Source organism: Pseudoteredinibacter isoporae (genome assembly GCF_040372805.1).
Taxonomy (GTDB): Bacteria; Pseudomonadota; Gammaproteobacteria; order Pseudomonadales; family Cellvibrionaceae; genus Pseudoteredinibacter; species Pseudoteredinibacter isoporae_A.
Map to the genome: position 1 here is coordinate 16511 of NZ_BAABWJ010000013.1, position 24423 is coordinate 40933.

Consider the following 24423-nt stretch of genomic DNA (forward strand, 5'->3'; position numbering starts at 1 on the left):
CGACATTGAACCGTGGAGATTTGATCGAGCTGAATGTCGGCAATGATTTTTCTCAATACTGCTGTGGTGTTCTTGCACCAACGGCCCCTGACTCCCATGAATAAGGTCAATCTGTTGCGGGGCATTTTGTCACAGAGGGTAGTGGGGCAATAGGTTATTTTTTGCCAGTCTTGGGGGCGTTTATCTGTTTCTGACGTTGAAACGATTGGCGGTATTCGCTGGGGCTTTTGGCAAACCAGCGTTTAAACGCTCGTCGAAAATTCGCGACATCGGAGTAGCCCAGCAGAACCGCAATCGATTCCACGCTGGCCTGGCTTTCACGAAGTTGTCGAGAGGCCAGTTCAGCCAATAAGTCTTCACGTACCTGGCGAAAGGTTTTGCCTTCGCTGTCGAGTCGGCGAGCCAAGGTGCGTTTGGATACAAACAGAGATCTGGCAACGGCATCTTCATGCATCTTACCCAGGGGCTGTGACATGAGGGTTCGACACACCCGATCGGCCATAGTGAGCGAGTGGTTCGGTATATGCTTCAGTTGCTGCTGACAGATCTCTTGTGCAAGTCGGTAGGCTTCAGCATTGGCTTTCGGGTTGGCTCGACGTGCATACTCAATGGGAATGTAATAACAGTTGTGGGCTTGACCAAAATAACAGTCACCCTGAAAGTAATCTCGATAGGCCTGGTGATAGCTCGGTTGGGGGTGACTGAATTCAAAGTAACAATCGGGAATGGTTTCGCCGATATAACGGCGAGCGAGTGTCTGAATAATTTGAAAGTAGACCTCTGAAAAGCCCATCAAAAGTTCTGCGCTGATATCGACAAACAATATCAATTCGATTTTTAGATAATGTTCTTCAAGGCTGAGCTTGCTGCGCAGAAACGGCATTCGCAAAGGCTGGTATTCGGGAGGCGCAGACATTGCCGAATACAAATCAGGAGCGTTGAGGAAATATTCATTCAGGGGCCACATGACCGACAATTGAGTATTGGCCCCCATATCCAGATAAATTGTTGGGTTGTTTCTGAGTATGAGCAAGCGATCCATGATCTCGAAAAAACACTCTCCATCGACGGTGTCCTGACTGCCCGGATAAAAGTCGATCGTCTTCAGGTTCGTACCCTGAAGCACGCTCTGAAGCTCACTTTCCTGCAAGCCAATGGCTTGCGCTGAAGAGCTTAAAACCCGAATGGGGATTTGGAAACTGGGAGGTGGCTGCAACATGGGCTCTACGCTAGAGCTTCGTGAATTCCATGTCAATAAATGACCTCTGCTTGGCAAAAAATGACCTCGGTAACATCGTGATAGATCGATAGTCTTGGCAAAAAAACGATCAATCAGGTGAATTATGAAAAAAGACAGTATTCGAATTGCAAACTGCAGTGGCTTTATCGGCGATCGATTCAGCGCGGCTGAGGAGATGGTTAAAGGGGGGCCAATTGATGCATTGACCGGTGATTATCTTGCGGAAGTGACTATGGGAGGGCTGAAGTCTTTCCAGGAGTTATCTGACCGCCCGGAAGAATCGGGCTATGCCACCAACTTTCTTTTTCAGGCCCAGCAGGTGTTGGCGGAATGTCTGGATAAGAACATCAAAATTGTTGTGAACGCCGGAGGCATTAATCCCGAGGGTTTGGCGACGGCCTTGGAACAGATGGCGCACAACTTGGGCCTCAAACCGACTGTTGCCTGGATTGACGGCGACAATGTGTTGCCTCGCTTACCGGAACTTCAGAAGCAGGGCGAACCGCTGTGCAATATGGAAACCGGAGAGCCTCTGGTCGATTGCAAGCGTGAGATTAAAACCGCCAATGCCTACCTTGGTGGGTGGGGAATTAAAACCGCTTTGGACGCAGGTGCTGATGTTGTGATTGCCCCACGAACAACGGATGCCGCATTGGTGTTGGGATTGGGCGCCTGGAAGTTTCAATGGCAAAGGGATGATTACGATGCCCTGGCTGGTGCGATTGTGGCGGGTCATATTATTGAATGTGGTCCACAAGCCTGTGGTGGCAACTATTCATGGTTTGATGAGATGGAAAAAGATTTACACATTGGCTTCCCGATCGCTGAATTGTTTGCCGATGGCAGCAGTGAAATATACAAACACAAGGACACTGATGGTTTGGTTTCTGTGGGCACGGTGACGGAACAAATTGTGTATGAATCCCAAACAACGGAATACTTTAACCCGGATGTAATCACGCATTTCGACAGCATCAAGTTGGACCAGATCGCTGAAGATCGAGTTCGGGTCACTGAGGTACGAGGTTCGGCGCCCAGCACGACTCACAAAGTGTGCATCAATACCTTTGGGGGTTACAAAACCATGATGACGATTCCCCTGGCGGGCCCGAAGGCGGAAAAAAAGCGGAATATATCGTCAGGCAGTGGCTGCATTTTGCGGGCGGTGAGGCGCAGTTTGATTCGGTTCAGCGTGAACTGATTAAGGTGCCTTATCGTGAGGCGCAAACTCAAGAGGAAAGCTTTAGCTACCTTCGTTTAACCGTATTCGCGAAAGATCGGGAAACACTTGAGCTTGCGTTTAAAGCGAAGGAGTTTGATTTGGTGCTCGGTAGTATTCCAGGTTTTGTTCCGAGTTTGTCCCATGGCCTGTGCAGCAATGTGTTGAGCTATATGGTGCATTGGCCGGCGTTGATCAGCAGCGAGCATATCCGTGAGCGCGTTCATATGAATGGAGAGTGCGTTGAAGTAAAGCCAGCCGTGCACGACAGATCAGTGTCGGCCGAGCAAACGACGGATAGAAAAGACCCGGAACCGAGGGCGTGGGGACCTCTGGTTGAAGTGGAATTGGGTGAGGTTTTTGGTACGCGTTCCGGGGACAAAGGTGGTGTTGCCAATCTTGGGGTATGGGCGAAAACGGATCTGGCCTTTGAGTATCTTCGAGGTTATCTGACAGAAGCGCGCTTGCAGGCGTTGCTGCCCGATACCCAGGGGTTGAACGTCACCCGTTATGAATTTACCGGGGTACGCGCATTGAATTTTTGTATTCACGGTTACCTGAAAAATGGTGCTGATTCTTCGGGGCGTTTGGACAGTCTTGCCAAAGCCGTAGGGCAATATTCTGCGGGTAAGTGCATTCAGGTGCCGAAATCATTACTCGACTGATTGCCTAAGTTAATGCCCAAATAAGCGGATCGATGAGATGGGCGCGACAATTTGACACATCCATTTTATTTGTGGGGTTTTTATAATGCTTGTATCCGCTTGACCTTGATGGGTCAGCTTGCAGCGATACCCCAGGAAGGAAACCCCGTGTCTATTGATCAATTGGGCGCGAACAGCGCCACTCGCACTTCTCAACGATCTTCATTTATTCCCCATTGTCTGGCTGTGGCGATTGCCATGGCCTCATCATCCATAGGGGCAGCGCCCGATAAGCGCAATCACGATAAAGCGATTGAGCTGATTGAGGTTACCGCTGAAAAGCCCAGTGACGCCGATGCTCAAACGGTGTTCAGCGAGGCGGCGGTTACGCGACCTACACACGATGCTGGCGAATTGCTGCGTTCAGTGACGGGCATGACGGCCTTGCGTCGTGGTGGGCGCGGCTTCGATCCGATTATTCGCGGACAGAGCCAAGCCAACTTGAATATTATCAGTAATGGGGCTTTTAACTACGGTGCCTGCCCGGGAAGGATGGACCCGCCAAGTACATACGTTGGTGTCGACAGTTTCGATTCTGTACAGGTCATTAAGGGGCATCGGACGGTGGTTCACGGCAGCGGCGGCAGTGGCGGGACGCTGTTGTTTGAACATCTTCGTCCGGAGTTTTTGGACGGGACTGTGCAGGGGCAGGTAAAAGCCGGCTATACCTCGAATTCCGAACTGAGCCATCAGGGGATTGATGTCGCCGCTGGCGGTGAGCAAGGTTATCTTCGTCTTTTTGCAGCGCGTAAACGATCCGAGAATTATGAAGACGGTAACGGCCAGGTGGTCGCTTCAGCGTTTGATTCCGACAGTTGGGGTATGGTGACCGCTTGGGATATCGGGGTAAACGACAGCCTGGAGCTGAGTCATGAAGACAGCCAGGAAGGCGATGTCTGGTACGCCGGCAACGGAATGGATGCCGTATATGCCGATTCACGAAGTACTGCGCTGAAGTGGGCCCATGATGCGCCGGTACTGTGGGTTGATCGTTTTGAAGCCAATGTGTACCGCAGCGACGTTGAACACCTGATGGACAATTACACCGTACGCAACCGCAATGGCATGCCAAACGGTATGGCGGCACCTTCCTCTTCAGATACCTGGGGTGGCCGTTTTCTCGCCACGATTGAACGTGGGAATAGCGAGTGGCGCTTCGGTTTCGATCATCAGGCGAATGATCGTCGAGCGACCTTATTTATGGATCGTGGGAAAGATGGCAGCCTGGATATGCAGGTGGCAAGAATGTGGCCGGATGTCGAACAGCGCCAATGGGGTTTGTTTGGCGAAATGGATTATCAATGGAACGAAGCCAACAGTCTTCGCCTGGGGTTGCGTTTCGACGATTATGAAAGTCGAGCAAATACCGCCACTGTAAGCACCGGCATGATGGGCGCGAGTACCCCAAGTCGTCTGTATGAACAATTCTATAAAGCCGACGGTCGCCCCAAGGACGATAGCGCGGTCAGCGCCGTGATTGGCTGGGATGTCAGTCTCGACAAGGGGCGTAGTTTTAATGCCAACCTGAGCCGTTCAGTGCGTCGCCCCGATGTGACCGAGCAGTGGATCGCACGGGCGGCAATGGGGTCATTGTGGGTGGGAAATCCCGATGTCGACGCGGAAGTCCATCAACAACTGGACATCAGTTTGCAGCAGAGTCATGGTCAATTCGGATGGGCGGCGACGGCGTTTTACAATGATGTTGACGATTACATCGAGCAGTACAAGCAGGGCAACAACACCTTGTACCGCAATATCGATGCTGAACTATTTGGCTCCGAACTGGACGTCCGTTGGCAGTTGACTCAAGCGTTCAGTGCAAAAGCCGGCTTGTCCTACACGCGGGGTAGAGGTGACAACGGTGATCTCGCTCAGATCGCGCCTTTAGAGGCTCGCATTAATATGGATTATCAATCTGGCGATTGGGCGGTCGGTGCTGAATGGATTGTGTCCTCGCGGCAAAACCACTTCAACCCGGATGTGGATGTAAATGAAGCCAGTGCTGGTTTTTCAGTTGTGCATCTCTACGGGCACTGGAATATTACTGAGGCGCTGCTTCTTGAAGCTGGTATTGAAAACCTGGCCGACAAAGCCTATGCCTACCATGTGAACAGTGCGAATTCTGATCCGTTTAATCCCGATGCGGTACGCGTGAATGAGCCCGGTCGTCAGAGCTGGATTAAAGTGCGTTATCAATTTTAGTGCGTATTTTTTGTGTGATCGTATCGCCCGGCGACTCACTTGAGTTCCGCTTTAGGGCGATGCTATATTGCCCGGGACTTTAATTCGCTGGGAGCACGTATGTTTGACGCCGCAAAAATCATGAATGAACTGTTGGGTGCCGGTAGTGGCCAGGGCGCCCAGGGTAAGAAAGGTTCATCGTCTACGGGCGACTTATTACAACAAGGCAAAGACTACCTCGGTAAAAATAGTGGCGGGCTGGCCAGTGGCGCAGTGGCCGGTGGTCTCGCCGGTTATTTACTGGGTTCGAAGAAAGGTCGGAAAATGGCCAAGAAAGCTGCCAAGTATGGTGGTATGGCATTAGTTGCCGGTTTGGCTTACAAGGCTTACAACAACTGGCAAACGCAAAAGCAGGCACCAGCGGGGGGGCATCCTCAGGCGGCCCCCCAAGCCGCCCAAGCCACTGAAGAGGTGCCGGCTTTACCTCAAAACTCTCCCTTTGCTTTGCCTGATCAAAGTCAGGGCCAGCAGGATTTCTCAGCGATGTTGATCAGTGCCATGATTGCTGCCGCGAAAGCGGACGGGCAGATTGACGGTGCAGAGCATCAGGCGATTTTTGCCAAGATTGACGAACTGGGTTTGGATATCGAAGCCAAGGCGTTTGTGTTGGATCAGTTGAACAAACCTCTCGACATAGACAGTCTGGTGGCCTCGGCGTCAAATAAGGAACAAGCCGTGGAATTGTATCTGGCTTCTCTGATGGCCATTGATGTAGATACTGCCGCTGAGCAGGCCTATATGAATATGTTGGCGGCACGCTTGCAGTTGGAACCGGAACTGGTGGCTCAAATTCACCAGGCGGTTGCGCAGGCTGAAACGGAATAGTCGCTACAAGATGATCCTCGGGACTCGGATCAATAGCCTGTTCGTGTCCCGAAACCCTCCCTGATTTCCCCTGTTTCAATTCCAGCCAGGCAATAAGCCCAGGCTTTTGTCCTCTGAAAAGCTGGGTTACACTGCGGCCTTTTATGTGAGCGGCAGACTGGTGTTGGGATCTCTTTGGCAAACCCTAAAAGACGCATTCTTGCATTTCTTAAAGCTTAAATCCCCAAAGCCGCATATTCAGTGGCAAACGGAATGGCAAGCGTTCCTGCACGATCACGTAGAATTTTACCGCCAATTAAGCGAGGAAGATCGCCAGCGGTTTGAGCAGAGAGCCTTGTTGTTCATGCACACCACCGAGGTCTTTAATGGAGATGAGCCAGCCAGCTTTGAAGATCGCTTGTTAGTCGCTGCCAGTGCCATTATTCCTGTGTGGTCTTTTCCCCAGTGGCATTACTTCAATTTGAAAACGGTTTATCTATTGCCGGCGGCTTTCAATGATGATTTTCAGTGTGGGCAGAAGGATTCTTTGTATACCGGTATGGTGGGTACAGGCCCCATGGCAGGAAAAATGGCCTTGAGTCGACCGGCACTTTATCAGGGGTTTAGAAACCCGAATGACAAACGCAATGTCGGCATTCACGAGTTTGTCCACTTGATTGATATGGCCGATGGCGATATGGATGGTTTTCCTGAGCGTTTGCAGCCCTATCGGTTTGCCATTCCCTGGTTTGAGCTTGCAGAAAAGAAAATGAAGGCCATCGAAAAAGGGCGCAGTAATATCGACCCCTATGGCGCTAGCAATAAGCTGGAATTTTTCTGCGTGGCTTCCGAGTACTTTTTCGAGCGTCCGCAAATGTTGGCGAAAAAGCACCCGAAGTTATACGAAGCACTGGAAGAGATTTATCAGCAAGATCGAGCCGCGATTGTAGCGGACATCAAAAAGCGAGAAAAAGAACTGTGCCCCTGTGGCAGTGGCAAACCTTATCGGGAATGTTGTTTGCCACGGGATTGACATGTGTATGTGCAAAATAATAATAACTGACGTGAATCGTATTGTAGGGAACCGACGTGCATTGCCCTTTATGTAATCAAAGCCGAATTGCTGATTTTCACAAGGATAAGCGCCGCCAATACCTGCGGTGTGAGAGTTGCGAGCTGGTTTTTGTCCCGGAGAATGAAATACTCAGTCCCGCGTTGGAGAAAGCCGAATACGATAAGCACCAAAATCAGGTCGATGACGAGGGGTATCGAGGTTTTTTGAATCGCTGCCTGGCGCCTCTACTCAAACATATTGGATCCCAAAGCAGCAAGGCAATTGGAGAGATAAGGGGCCTGGATTTTGGTTGTGGCCCCGGGCCGGCGCTTTCTCATATGGCTGCCGAGCAGGGGTATCGTGTGGCGAACTACGATCCGTTTTACGCTCATCAACCAGAGCTGCTGAAATCCCAATATGACTTTATCACCATGACTGAGGTGATCGAGCATATTCGACACCCCCGTTTGGTGTTGGATTTACTGGACCGCTTACTCGACAACGCCGCAACCCTGGCGGTCATGACTAAGCGCCGGAGGGATCCAGAACAGTTTGCCTCCTGGCACTATAAAAACGACCCCACTCATATTCGCTTTTACCACCTTAAGAGCTTTGAGTTTATTGCTCAACACTATGGCTGGCAGCTGACCATTGCTGACAATGATGTGGTGTTATTCAGCAAACCTTGAATGCCTTATTTCCCTCGAGTGTCCGCGGACACTTTCCCTGCTGAGCCGGACAGCGAACGGACAGTGTTCGGCGGACAGTTTTCACGTTAATAATATAAATATCCAATAAAAACAACAGCTTAAAATGTTGGCACGGTCCTTGTAGTAAGTCCTGTCATAGTGATTACACAGTGATAGGTTGTTGCATGATTCGAGATACTTCCGGGCAGGATCGAGTGATCAAGCCCAAGAAAAAATGGGCCAGTAAAGTGGGTGTGGCATCGGTGAGCACAGTATTACTGGCTGGGCTTTGGGTGTGGGCGCCATGGCAGGCAGAGGCTTCGCTTTCGGCCAGTGGTCTGCGCTTTGCTGAAGCCCGTAAAGGCTTGTTTGAGCGTGCGGTCAACGCTACTGGGCGTGTTGTCGCCAGCCATTCCCCAGCTATGTACAGCGCTGCTACAGGCCGAGCTCAGTTATTGAAAAAGCCTGGCGACACGGTTGAGGAAGGCGAGGTGGTTGCGCTCATCGCCAGCCCAAGCCTGGATAACCAACTGAAGCAGGAAGAGAACCGACTGGAAAGTGCGCAGCTCGATTTGCAGCGCATGGGTCTGGAAGTGCAACAGCGTAAATTGGCGCTTCATAAAACCCTCGACGTCAGCCGGGTGAATCATCGCGCCGCCAAGCGTGAACTGAAGCGCGCCGAAGCTTCATTTAATATCAAAGTGGTTTCCGAATTCGACTACGCCAAAGCTCAAGATGACTTGCACAAAGCTGAGCTGGATCTCAAGAACGCCGAGCGCGAAGCCAAAATCAACTCAGACATGATCGACTTTGAGTTAAAGGCCAGCAAAATCTCCGTTGCCAAACAGCAATTGGTGGTAGATGAATTACGCCGCAAGCAGGAGCAGCTTACCTTACGCTCGCCAGTCGCCGGGATGATTGGTAACTGGCTTGTTCAACAGGATAGCCAGGTATCGGAGCATCAGGCCTTGTTGACGGTGGTTGATCTCAGTGCCTATGAGGCCGAGCTCGATATCCCACAAACCTTTGCGGACGATTTAGCCCCGCAGATGACGGTCGAAATTACGGTTGCCGGCAAAGTCTATCAGGCTGAACTGCGCTCGGTGTCGCCGGAAGTACAGAACAACCATGTAAAAGCCCGAGTTGTTTTCCTTGAGCAAAATTCTCAAGGTCTTCGCCAGAATCAACACCTGAGTGCGCGCATCAGCCTGGCCCGTAAAGAGAACACCTTATTTCTGCCACGGGGTGCGTACCTCGAAGCAGCGAATGCAGTGTTCAAGGTAGAAGATGGTTTGGCGACGAAAGTACCTGTCCGCTTCGGAGCTCGCAGTATTGATCAGGTGGAAGTGCTCTCCGGCTTGAATGAAGGGGATCGCATCATCAGCTCTGCAGTAGAAGAATTTCTGGATCACGATACTGTTTATATCAACGATTAGATTGTTTATACCACGACGTTTGAATTAAAAATTTATACATCTACAAGTAAAGAATAAAAGGGAAGACTCATGTTAAGAATGAACAAAATTTCAAAAGTTTTCAGCACTGATTTGATCGAGACTCACGCTTTGCGAGAGTTTGACTTGAGTGTGGCCGAAGGGGAGTTTGTAACGGTAACGGGTCCATCTGGTTCTGGTAAAACAACCTTTTTGAATATCGCGGGCTTATTGGAAACGTTTAACAGCGGTGAATACTTTTTGGACGGCGAAGACGTTGCCAGTCTGAATGACCGTCAACGCTCACAACTGCGCAATCAAAAAATCGGTTTTATTTTTCAGAGTTTTAACCTGATCCCCGATCTGGATCTGTTTGATAACGTCGATGTGCCTCTGCGCTATCGTGGTTTTTCTTCTACGGAGCGTAAGGATCGAATTAACTACGCATTAGAGCGTGTTGGTCTGGCGGCCCGTGCCAAACATTTGCCTTCCCAGTTGTCGGGCGGGCAGCAACAACGTGTTGCGATTGCCCGAGCCCTCGCCGGCGAGCCTCGCTTCCTGTTGGCGGATGAGCCAACCGGTAACCTGGATTCACTCATGGCGCGTCAGGTGATGGAATTGCTCGAAGAAATCAATTCTGAGGGCACCACTATTGTGATGGTAACTCACGACCCGGATCTGGCTCGTCGCTCTCAGCGCAATATTCAGATCATTGATGGTCAGGTAAGCGATCAGCAAATGTTTGCTCAGGCGGTATAGGAGAGAAGGTGATGCTTGTTTATTACAGTAAATTGGCCTGGCGGCACATTCTGCAAACCCCAGTGCTGAGTTTGTTGATTGTCATGGCGATCGCTCTCGGTATTGGTGCATCCATGACCATGATCAGTTATTACAAAGCCATGGCGCACAACCCAGCTGAAGAGCGTTCCGACAGTCTATTTGCCGTGCAATTGGCGGCATACGGTAACGATATGGAAGAGTGGGGTAGGGATTCCGATGGTCTGCCAATCCAGTTGACTCATCAGGATGTGAAAAACCTGCGTGAAGCTGAGTTGTCGTTCCCTCGCACAGGCATGTATCAGTTTATGACGGTTGTGACGAGTCAGCGCGAAGGTGTTGCTCCCTCGAACGATTATGCCGGACGCTTTGTCGACCGAGATTTCTTCAATATGTTTGATGTGAAGTTTCTTTACGGTGAACCCTGGAGTGCCCAGGTCGACAAAGAAGGTGACAAGCACGCGGTAATATCCAAAAGCCTGAGTGAGTGGATTTTCGGTGAGGCGAACAGCGTTGGTAAAACCTTTGTCATGATCGATGGCGAAATGTTGTTCACTGTTGTTGGAGTCTACGAGGATTTCAATCCGCAGCCTGCCTATTATGATTTGTCCACAAGTTACTTTCCGGGTGAAGGGCCGGGAGTTTTCCTGCCATATTCTTCGGTTGATACTCTGGGACGTTTTCCAATGGGGAATATCAGCGGTTGGTTCCCGGAAGAGGTTAATAGCCACGCCGACCTGATGAAGAGTGAGTACGTTTGGCAGGTATTTTGGGTGAAGCTGGACAATGAAGAACAACGCGAGCAGTACCGTGCCTTCCTGAAAGCCTATTCTGAAGAACAGAATAAGTTAGGACGTTTTCAAAACCCGAACCCCCGTGGCGACATCAAGGACGTAAAAACCTGGTTGGAGTACAACGAGGTTATTAACGAAGACAATAAAGTGATGGTGGGATTGAGCTTGTTGTTCTTGCTGGTTTGCTTGGTGAATGCAGTAGGCCTGTTGTTGGCGAAGTTCCTACGCAAAATGAATGAGGCGGGTATTCGCCGAGCTCTGGGTGCGAGCAAACGTCAGATTTTTTCCCAGTATTTGGTTGAAGTGGGTATGTTGGGTGTTCTGGGTGGTTTATTGGGGCTGATACTGGCCGCATTTGGTTTGTGGGCCGTTCGCGAACTGTATGAAACCGATATCGCCCGTCTGGACCCCACCTTGTTTATGGGTGCCTTGGCTTTATCACTGTTTGCATCGCTGTTGACTGGCATTTTGCCTGCACTGCGGGTATGCAACAGTAACCCATCACTATTCTTGAAAGCCCAATAGGAGTTTATCATGGCACTAGGACCTATTTTTAGAAGTACCTTGCGAAACCCTACTGGGGCGGTACTGATTGCCTTGCAAATTGCGTTAACCCTGGCCATTGCCAGCAACACCTTTTACATGGTGAAGCAACGTATCGATAAAATGAATCGCGATACCGGTGTGGTCAACGCGGAATTGCTAACCGCTCGGGTTTTTTACTTTGGTTCGGCGGTGGATCAGGAAGCGCAGGCGGACATCGATCGCAAAGCCTTGATGGAGATTCCCGGCGTGAAAAGCGTCAGTTATTCGAACTCGATCCCACTGGGCGGTTCGAACAACACCAGCAGCTTGTGCTTCGAGCAGGAAGGCAGTGTGTTGGGCGACGACAATTGTCCGCACAGCCCGTCGTATTACCGCTCTGATGTGAACTTTCATGAAACCATGGGGCTGAAATTGCTTTCTGGCCGCTGGTTAAATGACAGTGATGCCATTGAGTCAGAGAGCATTTCCTCGACGGCCAGCCGGACGATGTTGCTGAGTGATGTGTTAGCCAAGTTGTACTTCCCTGAAGGAAGTGCGGTCGGTAAGCAATTGTACTTGGGGGGGCGACCACTGACGGTTGTTGGTGTGTACGAGCGCATGTTACGCCCGGGTTCAGGAGGGACAAACCCTGATCACACAATCCTGGCAGCGGAACCACAAACGAGCGGTTATCTGTCGATTCGAATCGAGAGTGATCGCATCGAGCAGGTGAAGGAAAAGCTGGAAGCCACCATGGTGGGCTTGAACGATCAGCGCGTGGTCAGTGTGATCCGCACTCTGGACGAAGTGGCCGAGAGGACTTATCGTCGAGATAAAGCGATGGTTGTCCTGTTGTTGGGTGTCGTGGCCTTGTTACTGGTGGTTACCGCCCTAGGTGTGGCGGGGCTGGTGAGTTTTACTGTGGCGAATCGTAAAAAGCAGATTGGTACACGCCGCGCGCTCGGTGCCAGCAAGCGAGATATTCTTGGGTATTTCATGAGCGAAAACTTTGCCATCACGGCGACGGCTTTGTTGCTGGGAGGCTTCTTGGCCTATGCCTTGAACCAATATCTGTTGCAGAGCTATCAACTGAGCCGCCTGGAGGTCGTGTATGTCTTTATCGCAGCTGGGTGTTTATTGTTCATCAGTCAGATGGCGACCTTGCTGCCGGCCCTGAGAGCCAGCCGTGTTTCTCCGGCGATTGCGACGCGTACGGTGTAACTTTTAAAGATATTATCGTCTAATAGGGGTGGTAACACCCCTGATTGGCTCAAAAGAATAAGGAAGCCCTGTGATACTGATTGTTGATGACAATCCCGCCATTGGTGAAGCACTCAGCCTCTTGCTTGAACTGAACGATTTTCAAACGGTTTTTGTGGACAGTCCAGAACAAGCCTTGGAAGCGCAACAGGCCCAGAGCTTTCAGTTGGTCATCCAGGACATGAATTTCAAAGCGGATACCAGCTCCGGTCTGGAAGGGCAGCAATTGTTTTATGATCTGCGCAGTCGCGAGCCGGATTTACCGATTATTTTGATGACCGCCTGGACCAACCTCAGTATGGCCGTTGAACTGGTAAAAGCTGGGGCCGCTGATTACATCAGCAAGCCTTGGGATGACAGTAAGCTTCTCGTAACCGTGCGCAATCTCTTGGAGATGTCTTCACTGCGTGAGGAAAACGCTCAATTACAGGCGAAGCAGGAAGCCCAGGCGCAGTGTCGTGAGCAGGTGAGCGAGCAACTGGCCTCAGCCAACCTATGCGGTGCGGTGTTTCAAAGCCCCTTGATGCAGCGTTTGATGGATATGGCGGTTCAGGTCGCGCCTACGGATGTGCCCGTGCTGATCACTGGGCCGAACGGCTCCGGTAAAGAAAAGATTGCTGAAGTGGTTCAAGCCAATTCCCGCCGTCAGGACAAGCCCTTTGTTAAGGTCAATGTGGGAGCTTTGTCGGCCGATCTGATGGAAGCCGAGTTGTTTGGTGCGGAAAAAGGAGCCTATACCGGAGCGGATAAGGTGCGCATTGGTCGTTTTGAATCGGCCGATGGCGGAACCCTGTTTTTGGATGAGATGGGCAACCTGTCCTTGGAAGGGCAACAGAAACTACTGCGTGTCTTGCAATCCGGAGAGTTCGAACGCGTTGGTAGTTCCCAGACACGGAAGGTGGATGTCCGGGTGATCACGGCCACCAATGAAGATTTGCCCGCAGCGATTGCGAGAGGGGATTTCCGGGAAGATCTCTATTACCGACTCAATGTTATTGAGTTGAAGTCGCCGGCGTTGAACGAGCGCAATGAGGATATTATTCCTCTGGTGAAACATTTTATTCATCTGGCCGAACCGAGCCGCCGACGTGAGCTTTCCGCTGCCGCAAAGGCGACTCTACAGAGCTACAGTTGGCCGGGGAATGTTCGCGAGCTGCACAATAAGGTTCAGCGGGCATTGTTATTGCAGCCGAATGATGAACTGCAACTTGAAGATTTTGATTTGGCTGACGACAACTCTGTGAGCATCAGTGCAACCGAGTTGAGTTTGGAAGATATCCAGGCCGCTTTGGACGATCACGGTGGCGTGGTCGCCCGGGCCGCACGCCAGTTAGGGATTTCCCGGCAGGCCTTGTACCGGCGTCTGGCCAAAGCGGATAATGACTAAGCTAATCAACAGCTCCCCAGAACTGATCACGAGACAGATAACATAATATGGTTTTACGCCCCCAAACGCTTACGCAACGATTGTGGTTCAGTCTGATTTCCTGCGTTTTGATGACCGCGCTTCTGATGATCATTGCACTGGAGTACACCCAGGGAAACACTTGGATGATGGCCGGTGTACTGCTGGTGCTGTTTATGATTTTATCGCTGGTCTGTCTGCGTTGGGCACGCCGCATATCGAAAGATCTGGCCAGCCTGGAAGTGGCACTGCTGAATTTAAGTGATGCCAATTTCAGTGTGTCGATGCCTCCACCGGAACTGCCTGAAATGGATGCGTTGGTGCAGCAGATGAACCGCAGCTTCGGGGATCTTCGTCGTCAGCGTCGGAGTATCTACCAGCGTGAATTGATGCTGGATACCATGATCGAAACGTCCCCGGTCGCAATGATTTTATGTGGCGGCAGTGGCCATATTTATTTTGCGAATGCTGCGGCGCGCCAATTGCTGTTTAAAGGTGAGCGCCGAGACGGGGCTCACCTGGTCGAAGCGCTCAGTGACAACCGCAGCGAAGACAGTGAAGAGTTTGCGCGCGTCATTCTGCAAGGGCGGGAAACCTTTTTCAGTCTGCTCCTCAGTTCTCAAACTCAAAATGCATTGTCCAGCCAAGAGAGTGGTGAGCCGGAGGCTGATGCGATGGTCAGTGGTTTGCGTAGTTTCCATTATTTGTGTAGCGAGTTCAGCATTGACAGACAACCCCATCGACTGCACTTACTGAAAGATATCACCCGTGAGGTCAATCGTCAGGAAGCGGCCAGTTGGAAGAAAACCATTCGGGTCATCAGTCACGAATTGAATAATTCTCTGGCGCCGATCTCATCGATGGCTCATTCCTGCCAGCTGTTGTTGGAACGAGGGGAGAGCGAACGTTTGATGAAAGTGCTTCAGCGCATTGAAACCGGTGTGGGTTCTCTGCATGAATTCATCCAACGTTACGCGAGTTTTGCCCGTTTGCCTAAGCCGCAATTGGCGCCCGTCAGCTGGTTGAACTTTGTTCAACAATTGCAGGAGCATTTCCACTTTCGACTGCCCGATGGCATTCCGGATTGGGAACTGCAAGCTGATAGCAGCCAGTTGCAGCAGGCGTTACTGAATCTGTTAAAAAATGCCCATGAATCCGGTTCAGAGCCGGAACATATCGCCTTGCGGTTTAAAGAGATGCAGCAGGGTACAAGAATCGAGGTGGTTGATCAGGGAGGCGGTATGAGCGGTGAAGTCATGGAGCAGGCCTTGCTGCCATTTTATTCCACCAAACCACTGGGGTCTGGTATCGGACTGGCTTTATGTCGAGAAATTGTTGAGGCTCATCAAGGTCAGATGAGCCTGGATAATTATCGTGGCGGCTTGCGGGTGGCGATTAGCCTGCCAGCGAGTAAGATCAAGAATTGATAATGTAAATCAGCCTGAATTTTTGTAGGCATTGCCTAGTGTGGGGAAATATATGGGCCATAATTATGTTTATCGGCGCCCCATTGGGCTCCCCATAGTCGTCCCCCTTCGAAATAAAGAACCTGATCCTTCCGGATATTGGCTCGTCCATTCATTGCGCTTTCAGCCCAGTGTAATCTATTGTTTTTTCTCAGTATCGTATCGTGCTGATTCCATGATTGGAGTAATGACATGTCGCTGAAGTCTTTATTAAATTCAAATTCATGTAAGCCACTCGAAACCCACCTCGTCCCTCCGGTTGTGCTTCTGGGGTCCAGTTCGCGCAAAACCATTGGAATTGCAAATCGAGCATTTCCTGCATCGTTTTTTGGGGAATATGAAAATGAAAATTTACTGTCTTGAATCGCCATTTCACTACCCATATCACCAATTCCTATACTTCTTAATAGAGTCGGAGAGTTTGGTTTACTAATGTCCAATAAGTTGACTATATTATTCGGTGACGTGCCCGATGTGCCAATACTAAGAAGCTTGTTGTTCGGGAGGCTTCTTAAATATTGCATGTCTCCAGGCATGGTAAAGCTGGATTCTATATGTGGGTCATAGCTGTTACTCAAATTAACGACATGCCAGCCATCAAAATGTGCGTAGGGGCCAAGATACAATTTGTTATCTAAGAAATAATTTTGTCGGAACTGCGATAGTTTTACAGTGCCCCTATAGGTTCTGAGTGGTTCTGGTCTTTTCTTATTTGGCAGTCGGGAGCGATTTATCCATAGGCCTGATTGACTTTCTGAAGGTGTAAGTATTGATAGTTGTCCAATTCCAGAGTACGAACTATATACTTCGTTCATAATGGCGAGCCCATCATCTATTTCGTTAAACTGTCGTTGGGCCAAGTGTGTTTCTTTGTTAAAAAAGCCTTCTACACTTCCGCTGCCTGCGTAACTTATATTCTCATTAAGGCTTATTTTGTGAACCTGTGTACTGAATATTGATTCGTGTGCGTAAGATTCTTTTAAGAGGTAGCCTTGTCTATGACTAAATAAGTAGAGGGCCTTATCGGAGAGGTTAAACGATTCTACTTGTCCAATAACTGCGACTGTTTTGATGTCACCCGGCGTGTCTAAGTTAATTCGAGTGACTAATATGAAGTTACTGGAAGGGTGCTCTTGGTTAGCAATAACATAACTGTTGTTGTTGTCGATAGCGCTCTGCCATGGTTGGTCATCAATTTTAATTTGTGGGGTGAGTTTCTCTAGTTGCAAATGACCTAAGACCTGAACGGCGTTATCTTTTTGATCGGTATCCGGATTGAATTCAACACTTGGAACGCTTCGCCATATGATAAATAACTGATTTTCATTTCGAAGGCTGCTAACTATACGGCCTGATAGGGAGATTTCCGAAGATTTATGAGCTTCGCAGAGTTCCCTTTCAAATATACTGATCGTAGCCGATTTTCCATTTGATTCCCAGAGCATATCTTCTTTCCATGGTGTTGGGCTTTCGTTCAGAATAACCCTTGACGCTATTGAGATAAGATACTTTGAGTTTAAATGAAGCCCTAGTTCAGATTCTGCGCGACTGTAATATGGAACGCCGACGTTACTTTCCGGGTTAATTTCACGGCGAGAAAATCTTATTTCACTTGCTTCGTTTAATTCGTGACTGGAAATGGTGTTCGGTTTCTCACTCGGATAAATGTAAACGCAGCTTTCATCACTTTTCAGGTGGTCACTAATATTGATGGATTTGTCTGTAATGTAGGCATTATCAATTCTGCTACTTTTCGTTTTCGGAATGTAACCCATGTCGAGGTAGGCATAGGGGAAAGTGTCTTCACTTAAATGAAGGTAGCCCTCGCGTAAATACGCTGCTAGTTCGGTATTGCTGGTTAGCTTGCTAAGCTTAAATAATGATGGTTGTTCTTTTTCCTGTTTTGATAGTCGCTCTATTGGACTGTCCTTTAGCATCCATATTTCATTGGAGTCGAACTCTAAATCTACCTTTCCGTGATTTTCAGAATCAAACCTAAATTTTGCTTTCCCAACTGAGGTGTTGGTTTTGTTTACTTTCTCACAGCCTAAGCAGTAACCACTTACCTTGGTCATGTCAAAAGTTTCATCGTATTTCAATGAGCTACTATAAATCCAAGTCGGCATGCCTGTTTCGTCATAAAGATAAATTATACCGACCTTCCAAGAACCTTGATCTCCATAGCTAATCCCATAACCTGGGTTTTCTGGATTAAACCATAAGCCTCCCTTGGGTGATTCTAAAGAAATATTGTTATATATAAACGGTACTAGGGATAACTCTTTCTGCCTTCCATACAGGTTAACTGTCGCTGTAATGTTATACCGGTTTTCAATGTTTAACTTAATGTGTCCATCAGGTTTGTGAGTTAGATATTGGTGTTTAACAGGGTCCCATTGGTGATGCAGTAGTTCAGTGTCAATTTTATTACCTTTTAACTTTGCCTGTGCGGTGTACCATATTGGATCACCAGATTCATCGAATGTGTATAGTACGATGAAAATAATATCACCGGCGTACTGGATGTCTAAGCCGTGTCCTGATTCAGATCTTGACCACCAGATTCCATTCTGAAAAGGCCGGAGTTCTTCGTAGTTTGTGTGCAGATTATTTTCGGCATCACTAAAGTTGGCATAACCAAAAAACAAACTAAAAATGAATAATTGTATTCCTTTTTTGGTTCCAAGAAATAAAAACGGCATGGAATAGTCCTTTGTATGAATCAATGTGGTACGCATCTGTTTTATTTTTATGATTGCTAGATTTGAGAATGTTTAGTGCATGTCAACTTGGTTTTTAGATAGTGTTATTTTCTGGTCGCGATTTACTTGGCCAAAAAATAACACTAATCAGTGCCCATTGGGCACGTAATCAGGAACATTATCGCCCCATTTTGCTCCCCAAAGGCGCCCACCTTCGTAATAGATCAGTTGGTTTTCGAATAAGGTGGAGCGGCCTCGGGCTGCTGCTACAGAAATCGCACCTCCAGAGGTTTGCCCTGCTGACTTTCGGTGTGTTGTCAAATTCTGTACTAGATTGAAGTTATCAAACTCACTGTTCAATTCAAACTGATAGAGGCCACTTGACTGCCATTCGTTGATAGGGCCATGGATAGAAGAAACCTCTTTCCTTAAAGTCATAGGTACTGCGAATCTAGCATTGCGTGTGTTGCTTGCGGGGAGATAGCTAAAACCATGATGATTGTATTGGGCGGCAGACGTACTGCCGGTCTCTCCAATAACTGTGTTTTTTATCAGAGCTGGGACTTTAGGGTTACTGATATCAAATAGACTGATTTGATTGCCCAGCCTTCGTCCTTGTTCATCGGCTGCCTGACCAATTCCAAGAAGCTTGTTATTGGGGAGTGGATGTAGATAGGAAGAAAAACCGGGTACTTCCAAAATACCTTCTATAAATGGGTCATTGTGATCATCTAGGTTGATCACATACAGTGGATCGATTTGACGAAAAGTCACTGCATACAATTTGTTGTCTATAAAGCGGGTTGCCTCAAGGCGCTCGTCAGGCTTTCCGATCGCTTCGGGGCGTTTTTTATTGGGTAGATGAGATTTGTAAATCATCAGCCCTTGGCGTTTTTCTGAGGGGGTCAGTATGGAGAGCTTGTATCGGCTGCTTCCGCGGTCGTCGAAGCGGGTGACAACTACGAGGTCGCCATTCCGCTCACTGAGCCTGAATGGTGCCACGTCAGAATTTCCTTCTAGGTAGCCGTCTACGCTGCCGCTGCCGACATAGCTTAGGTTTGCATCCAGCTTAAATTTATGTATCTGGGTACTATAGGCATAGGTGTAAAAGTGGCTTTGTGTAGGGATTCGATAGCCTTGAGAGTTACTCACCAAATAGGCAGCATTGTTTGAAACATAAATAGTTTCTGTTTGTCCTGCTATTGAAATAGTCTTTATGTCTTCGAGATCTTCCAAGTTGATGCGAGTAAGCATCATAAAATTACTGGCAGGTAATTCTTGATTCGCAAGAACGTAACTATTGTCGCGACCGACAGCGGGCTTCCACTCTTGATTGTTGATTCTTACTTTAGGGACTAAATCCGTAAGTTCGAGGAGAGCCAGTTGTTCTCTAAGAACACTTTGGTCATTATTATTCCATATTATACTGGCTCCAACCGAAGGAACACTCCGCCACAAAATATATAATTGTTTACCAATGCGCCGACTGCTGACTGTGTATCCTGATAGGCTAATACGCTGAGGTGCGGTGAGTTCACATTGTTCACGTTTATGGATATCGATGAATGTATGACCTCCTTGCCATAATTCGTCCTGAATCCAGGCATCCCCATATGATGCTATTTGCGTAGAACTTATCGATGTTAAATCTTGTTCTCTAAGGTATAGACCTAAATCGCCATAGTTAGAAACAGCTGCATCGCCTTGATTTGGTATGAGACCCTGTTTTGTGAATTGTTTGTTAGTGATAATTTTTCCATCACCATCCAATGAGTAACTACTAATTGTCAGGGCTTTTTCACTGGGGTAGGTAAACGCACATAGTGTATCGCTTTTAAGGAAATCAATTTCATCTACGCCTTCTACCTGAACATTAGTGCTTGACAATGCTGTGCTACTTGGACTGAGTGTTGGAGCCGGTGAGAAATCGGCGCCAATATTTCTGCTTAGGTGTAAGTAACCTTCCCGCAAATAATCAGCAAGGTCATGATCTTCATCAAATCTACTTAAAGTGCTGAAAGATGGAAGCTCACTTTCAGCTTTTGTGAGCATATGGATTGGACTATTATGCAGTTCCCACTGGCTTCGTTGATCCAATTGAATGTTAATGTTTCCTTGAGTTGCGCCATTGAAACTGAATGTTGCACTACCAACATCCACACCGATACTCTGTGTGTGATCGCAGCTCAGACAAGAACCTTCAAAACGCTGAAAACTGATGGTTTCTTGATTTCCATTATTGCTCCCGTATAGCCATGTTGGCTCTCCCTCAGGGTCGTAGTAATAATAGAGTCCAAATTTCCAGCGTTGTTGTTCCACATAAGTAAATCCGTAGCCTGAATTTACTGGGTTATACCAGAGACCAGTTTTGGGTTCATCTTGAGAAATGTTGCTCTGGGCAAATGGACTTAAGTCCAGCTCTCTGCTGGCCCCATTTAACTCAATTATTGCTCCTATGCTGTACGGGTTTTTAATATCGAGCTGAAGTCTGCCTTCGCGCTTGAACCCCTGATATTGATGATTATGGCTGTCCCAGTGGTGCTTCAAAAATTCTGTATCGAGTTTTTTGCCTTTCAATGGGGCTTCAGCGGTGTACCAAATAGGTTTCCCATTTTCGTCGTACGTGTAGAGAACAACGAAGACGATATCGCCTGCATATTGTATGTCTAAGCCATGGCCGTTTGCGGTATTGGACCACCACAGACCTGGTTTGAAAGGAGGTAGCTTACTGTAGACAGTAGAAGCGTCTAAGGAATTGGCGTGGACATGTGCAATCAGCAGAAAGCTGAGGAATAGACTGCTTACGATACGAGGGAAAGAAAACATAACGATTTCCTGTAATCGATGGCCCAAGTGGGGCACTTCTTCCATTGAATATGATGGCAGGAATTATAATCGCATTGTCTGTGTGGGTATGTGAACTGAGGCGCCAGCTCACTAGTATTGGTGGCGAACGGTTTGCTGCGGCTGATAAACCGTTCGCCTGTGCAAGTTAATTGCTGTCGATCAGGCGTTCACGCAGTTCTTTCTTGGCAATTTTGTTCAACAATGAACGGGGTAATTCGTCGACAATATGCAGTTCGTGGATCACTTTAAAATCCGCCAGCTTGTCTTTGCAGTGTGCGATGAGTTGCCGTTGGTATTCCTCCTCATTGAGTTCTGTACCCATCAGGGCGCTGCGTATGACAAAGGCAACGGGTACTTCGTCGAGCATGGTGTGGGGTTTGCCAACCACGGCGACTTCCTCAGCCAGGCCGCTTTCCATAATGACGGTTTCGATTTCAGAGGCCGCGACGTTTTCACCGCCGACCTTGAGCATATCTTTGGCTCGGTCGGCAAAGAAGTAATTACCTTCATAATCCAGACGAATTCGGTCACCGGTTTCAAACCATCCGTTGATGTAACTTTTCTCTGTGGCTTCCGGGTCGTGCAGATATTCTTTAAACAGGTTGATGCCTGGAATGCCTCGAATATACAGATCACCGGTCTCGCCAGGGGATATGACTTGCCCCTGTTCATTGCGCACGCTGATCTCGTAGCCGTGGCAAGGTCGGCCAATACACATTTCCGGGCCTGGGTGGGTGAGGTCGCCGGTAATGGCCTGGGTGATGGTTTCGGTCATGCCGTACAAACCGAAGGTTTTGACCTTGAAGTGTTCTTCAATGCTGGGCAAGGCGACGGCGGGCGTCCAAAAGCGAAAGTGGTGCTCGGGAACGGGTTCTTCGATCAGGGCTTTGAGGCAAAAAGGAATCATCGAGGCCCAGCTGGCTTTGTATTCGAGTGCGGGTCGCCAGAAATGGGTTTTCGAGAAGCGCGGCTGCAAAATGTAACTGCCCCCAACCCACAGTGTTCCCAATAGAGAATAAGATTGGTTGTTGGTGTGAAAGAGTGGCAAGAAGGCCTGGCAGATGTCGTCGTGATGCAGGGCAAAATTTCGAGCATTGCACTGTGCACCCCAGATGGCATTGGCGTGTGTCCAGACGACGGCTTTGGGACGTGAGGTGGTGCCGGAGGTAAACTGTATCGAGAGATCCTGCTCGGTCATTACCGCCTCGCTTAAGCCTTGTTCTTCATCGGCAAACAGCGTGTCGAATGCCAGCAGCCCTTCGCCGTGCTGATCAATACAGCTAATGAAATCCAGTTGCTCACGGCAGCCATCGAAACCGTTGAGTAGGGTTTCTTGGCTGATTGCGGCTTTGGCTTGGGTTTTCGCCACAAAATACTCGATATCGTTGGCAACGCTGCGGGTGTTGGTCGTCACGGCTACGGCGCCAAGCAGGGCGCAGGCATACCAGCTGAATAAAAACTCTGGACAGTTTTCCAAATGAATAATGACCTTGTCACCCGCCTGAATGCCACGTTGGCTCAAGCCCTTTGCTAGGCGCCCACCTTGCTGACAAAACTCTTCATAACTCCAGTGTTTGTCTTGCCCCTCGAAATCAGCCCAGATCAGAAAACGTTTATCGGGACAACGCTGCCGCCAGTAATCGAACAATCGGGGCAGGTCTCTTCCTGAAACGGCCTGTTGCAGGGTTTGGGATGTGTTGGCTGGAATGGTCATGGTACTTATTGTTATCCGTTCGCTCATTGGGGTTAATCAGTATATAAGCATTCAGTCACGTAAAGCTTGCCAATTACTTGGTGTAAAGCGATGCTTTAGAGAGGGTGGGGTTTCGTTTGTGGTTTAGAGATTGATTCAAGGTGGTTTATGTCGGATAGCAACATTTTATTAAGAGAGGTTCGTGCTTGCCGTCTTTGCGAAGATGAGTTGCCTCTGGGGCCACGTCCGGTGTTGCAATATGACCCCTCGGCGACCTTATTGATTGTTGGCCAGGCTCCGGGGCGGCGTGTGCACGAGAGTGGTCGTCCTTTTGATGACCCCAGTGGTGTGCGTTTGCGCCAGTGGTTAAACATCACCGAAGACGAATTCTACGATCCTAAACGACTGGCGATTGTGCCGATGGGGTTTTGTTATCCTGGCACGGGCAAAAGCGGTGATTTACCGCCGCGTAAGGAATGTTTGCAATGGCGTGAACCTTTAATGGCGGGCTTACCGAACATTCAGTTGACGATTTTATTAGGACAGTATGCCCAGCGCTATCACTACCCGGAACACAAGGGCAGTTTGACGGCGCTGGTTAAGCAGGTCGATCTCGATGACAGCTTGGTGGTTCCGTTACCTCATCCGAGCCCGCGCAATAACCGCTGGTTAAAACAACAACCTTGGTTTGAGTCGGAATTCATTCCTCGCCTACAACATAAATTGAAAACGTTTTTTTGATCGCGCTTTGCGGCTCAGTACTCGTCTGGAACCGATTTTTTAAGCAGATACGCCAACACAGGTTTGGGCAGTATTCTCGCTAAGCGAATTAAGCTTGCGGTTGCAAATGGGAAGAGCACATCGTTTTTTCCGCGTTCAATACCACGAATCATATATCGTGCCGCTTGCTGTTCGGAAATTTCAAAGGGCGCTGGAATACCATCTTCAGCAACGCGCTCTGTGGCGACAAAACCGGGATACAGAGAAACAAAGCTTAAGCCGTGTTGCTCCAGTTCAATTCGGCAACTGTCCATCAAAATGCGGCACGCCGCTTTGGCCGCAGAGTAGGGGCCTTGCATGGGTAATCCGATAAAACCGGCCAGGGAGTTGGTGTGGGCGATAATCCCATGCCCCTGTTTTTTCATCAGAGCGATCAACGGGATTAAAAAGTTGACTAGGCTTTGGTAATTGATATCAAGATTGTTACGGACGTCGTCGACACTGACCGTATTCATATTGAATGCCGGGCCATCGCCGACATTCAACAGGGCGAGATCCAAAGGTTTGCCTGAGTCGGTCAGCTCCTGCACCAGCGTATCCACCTGAGCTTGATTCAGGACATCGCATACGGCCACCTGCGCGCTGGAACCATTGTTCTGAATCTCTGCAGCAAGCGCTTCAAGTTTGTCCTGGCGCCGCGCGCAGATGATGAGATGGTTATTGTGCTGGCTCAGTTCAAGCGCACAGGCGCGACCAATGCCGGATGAGGCACCGGCAATCAGGATGGTTTTACCGCTCAGTTTCATTCGTGTCGACCTACTCTAAAATATAGTTATGACTAACTTTTCTA

The 24423-nt window shown here is 48.9% G+C and carries 17 protein-coding genes and 1 pseudogene; 13 read left to right on the forward strand and 5 right to left on the reverse strand.

All coding sequences use genetic code 11. From position 1 onward, the window contains the following. Window positions 1-154: 154 nt before the first annotated feature. Window positions 155-1219: a helix-turn-helix domain-containing protein gene (locus ABWW03_RS18850; RefSeq protein WP_353411034.1), complete on the reverse strand. Its 1065-nt coding sequence runs from the start codon at window positions 1217-1219 to the stop codon at window positions 155-157. A 196-nt stretch (window positions 1220-1415) separates the two neighbouring features. Between ABWW03_RS18850 and ABWW03_RS18855 the strand changes: the two are divergent. The 12 genes and pseudogenes from ABWW03_RS18855 to ABWW03_RS18910 form a co-directional block, all read left to right on the forward strand. Beyond that, window positions 1416-2629, forward strand: a pseudogene (locus tag ABWW03_RS18855) (acyclic terpene utilization AtuA family protein); the annotation flags it as partial. Window positions 2630-2686: 57 nt separating this feature from the next. Next, complete coding sequence (locus ABWW03_RS19980) at window positions 2687-3124, forward strand: AtuA-related protein (protein ID WP_435372768.1); 438 nt, start codon at window positions 2687-2689, stop codon at window positions 3122-3124. A 147-nt stretch (window positions 3125-3271) separates the two neighbouring features. Continuing rightward, window positions 3272-5365 carry a TonB-dependent copper receptor gene (locus ABWW03_RS18865; protein ID WP_353411040.1) on the forward strand — a complete coding sequence of 698 codons (2094 nt, stop codon included), beginning with the start codon at window positions 3272-3274 and terminating at the stop codon, window positions 5363-5365. Window positions 5366-5464: 99 nt separating this feature from the next. Then, complete coding sequence (locus ABWW03_RS18870) at window positions 5465-6229, forward strand: tellurite resistance TerB family protein (RefSeq protein WP_353411042.1); 765 nt, start codon at window positions 5465-5467, stop codon at window positions 6227-6229. 106 nt (window positions 6230-6335) lie between these two features. Next, window positions 6336-7241: a zinc-dependent peptidase gene (locus tag ABWW03_RS18875; RefSeq protein ID WP_353411044.1), complete on the forward strand. Its 906-nt coding sequence runs from the start codon at window positions 6336-6338 to the stop codon at window positions 7239-7241. A 56-nt stretch (window positions 7242-7297) separates the two neighbouring features. Next, complete coding sequence (locus ABWW03_RS18880) at window positions 7298-7951, forward strand: class I SAM-dependent methyltransferase (protein WP_353411046.1); 654 nt, start codon at window positions 7298-7300, stop codon at window positions 7949-7951. A gap of 185 nt (window positions 7952-8136) precedes the next feature. After that, entirely contained in the window at window positions 8137-9387 is a 1251-nt protein-coding gene (locus ABWW03_RS18885; RefSeq protein ID WP_353411048.1) for an efflux RND transporter periplasmic adaptor subunit, read from the forward strand. Between the two features lie 69 nt (window positions 9388-9456). After that, window positions 9457-10143, forward strand: a complete 687-nt coding sequence (locus ABWW03_RS18890) for an ABC transporter ATP-binding protein (protein ID WP_353411050.1) — start codon at window positions 9457-9459, stop codon at window positions 10141-10143. Between the two features lie 11 nt (window positions 10144-10154). Continuing rightward, on the forward strand, window positions 10155-11480 hold the full coding sequence (locus ABWW03_RS18895) for an ABC transporter permease (protein WP_353411052.1): 1326 nt from the start codon (window positions 10155-10157) through the stop codon (window positions 11478-11480). 9 nt (window positions 11481-11489) lie between these two features. Further along, complete coding sequence (locus ABWW03_RS18900) at window positions 11490-12701, forward strand: ABC transporter permease (protein WP_353411054.1); 1212 nt, start codon at window positions 11490-11492, stop codon at window positions 12699-12701. A gap of 70 nt (window positions 12702-12771) precedes the next feature. Continuing rightward, a complete protein-coding gene (locus ABWW03_RS18905) occupies window positions 12772-14127 on the forward strand; it encodes a sigma-54-dependent transcriptional regulator (protein WP_353411056.1) in 1356 nt (451 codons plus the stop codon). 47 nt (window positions 14128-14174) lie between these two features. Next, complete coding sequence (locus tag ABWW03_RS18910) at window positions 14175-15572, forward strand: sensor histidine kinase (protein ID WP_353411058.1); 1398 nt, start codon at window positions 14175-14177, stop codon at window positions 15570-15572. Between the two features lie 35 nt (window positions 15573-15607). Here ABWW03_RS18910 and ABWW03_RS18915 read toward each other — a convergent pair whose 3' ends face one another. The 3 genes from ABWW03_RS18915 to ABWW03_RS18925 form a co-directional block, all read right to left on the reverse strand. Further along, window positions 15608-18313: a beta-propeller domain-containing protein gene (locus ABWW03_RS18915; RefSeq protein ID WP_353411060.1), complete on the reverse strand. Its 2706-nt coding sequence runs from the start codon at window positions 18311-18313 to the stop codon at window positions 15608-15610. 147 nt (window positions 18314-18460) lie between these two features. Continuing rightward, window positions 18461-21139, reverse strand: coding sequence for a beta-propeller domain-containing protein (locus ABWW03_RS18920; RefSeq protein WP_353411062.1), 2679 nt, complete (start codon window positions 21137-21139; stop codon window positions 18461-18463). A 166-nt stretch (window positions 21140-21305) separates the two neighbouring features. Next, window positions 21306-22874 carry an AMP-binding protein gene (locus ABWW03_RS18925; RefSeq protein WP_353411064.1) on the reverse strand — a complete coding sequence of 523 codons (1569 nt, stop codon included), beginning with the start codon at window positions 22872-22874 and terminating at the stop codon, window positions 21306-21308. A 147-nt stretch (window positions 22875-23021) separates the two neighbouring features. Here ABWW03_RS18925 and ABWW03_RS18930 point away from each other — a divergent pair, with 147 nt between their 5' ends. Further along, window positions 23022-23594 (forward strand): uracil-DNA glycosylase family protein, encoded by a 573-nt coding sequence (locus tag ABWW03_RS18930; protein WP_353411066.1) that lies wholly within the window; start codon window positions 23022-23024, stop codon window positions 23592-23594. A 14-nt stretch (window positions 23595-23608) separates the two neighbouring features. Here ABWW03_RS18930 and ABWW03_RS18935 read toward each other — a convergent pair whose 3' ends face one another. Continuing rightward, window positions 23609-24379, reverse strand: a complete 771-nt coding sequence (locus ABWW03_RS18935; protein WP_353411068.1) for an SDR family NAD(P)-dependent oxidoreductase — start codon at window positions 24377-24379, stop codon at window positions 23609-23611. Window positions 24380-24423 lie beyond the last annotated feature (44 nt).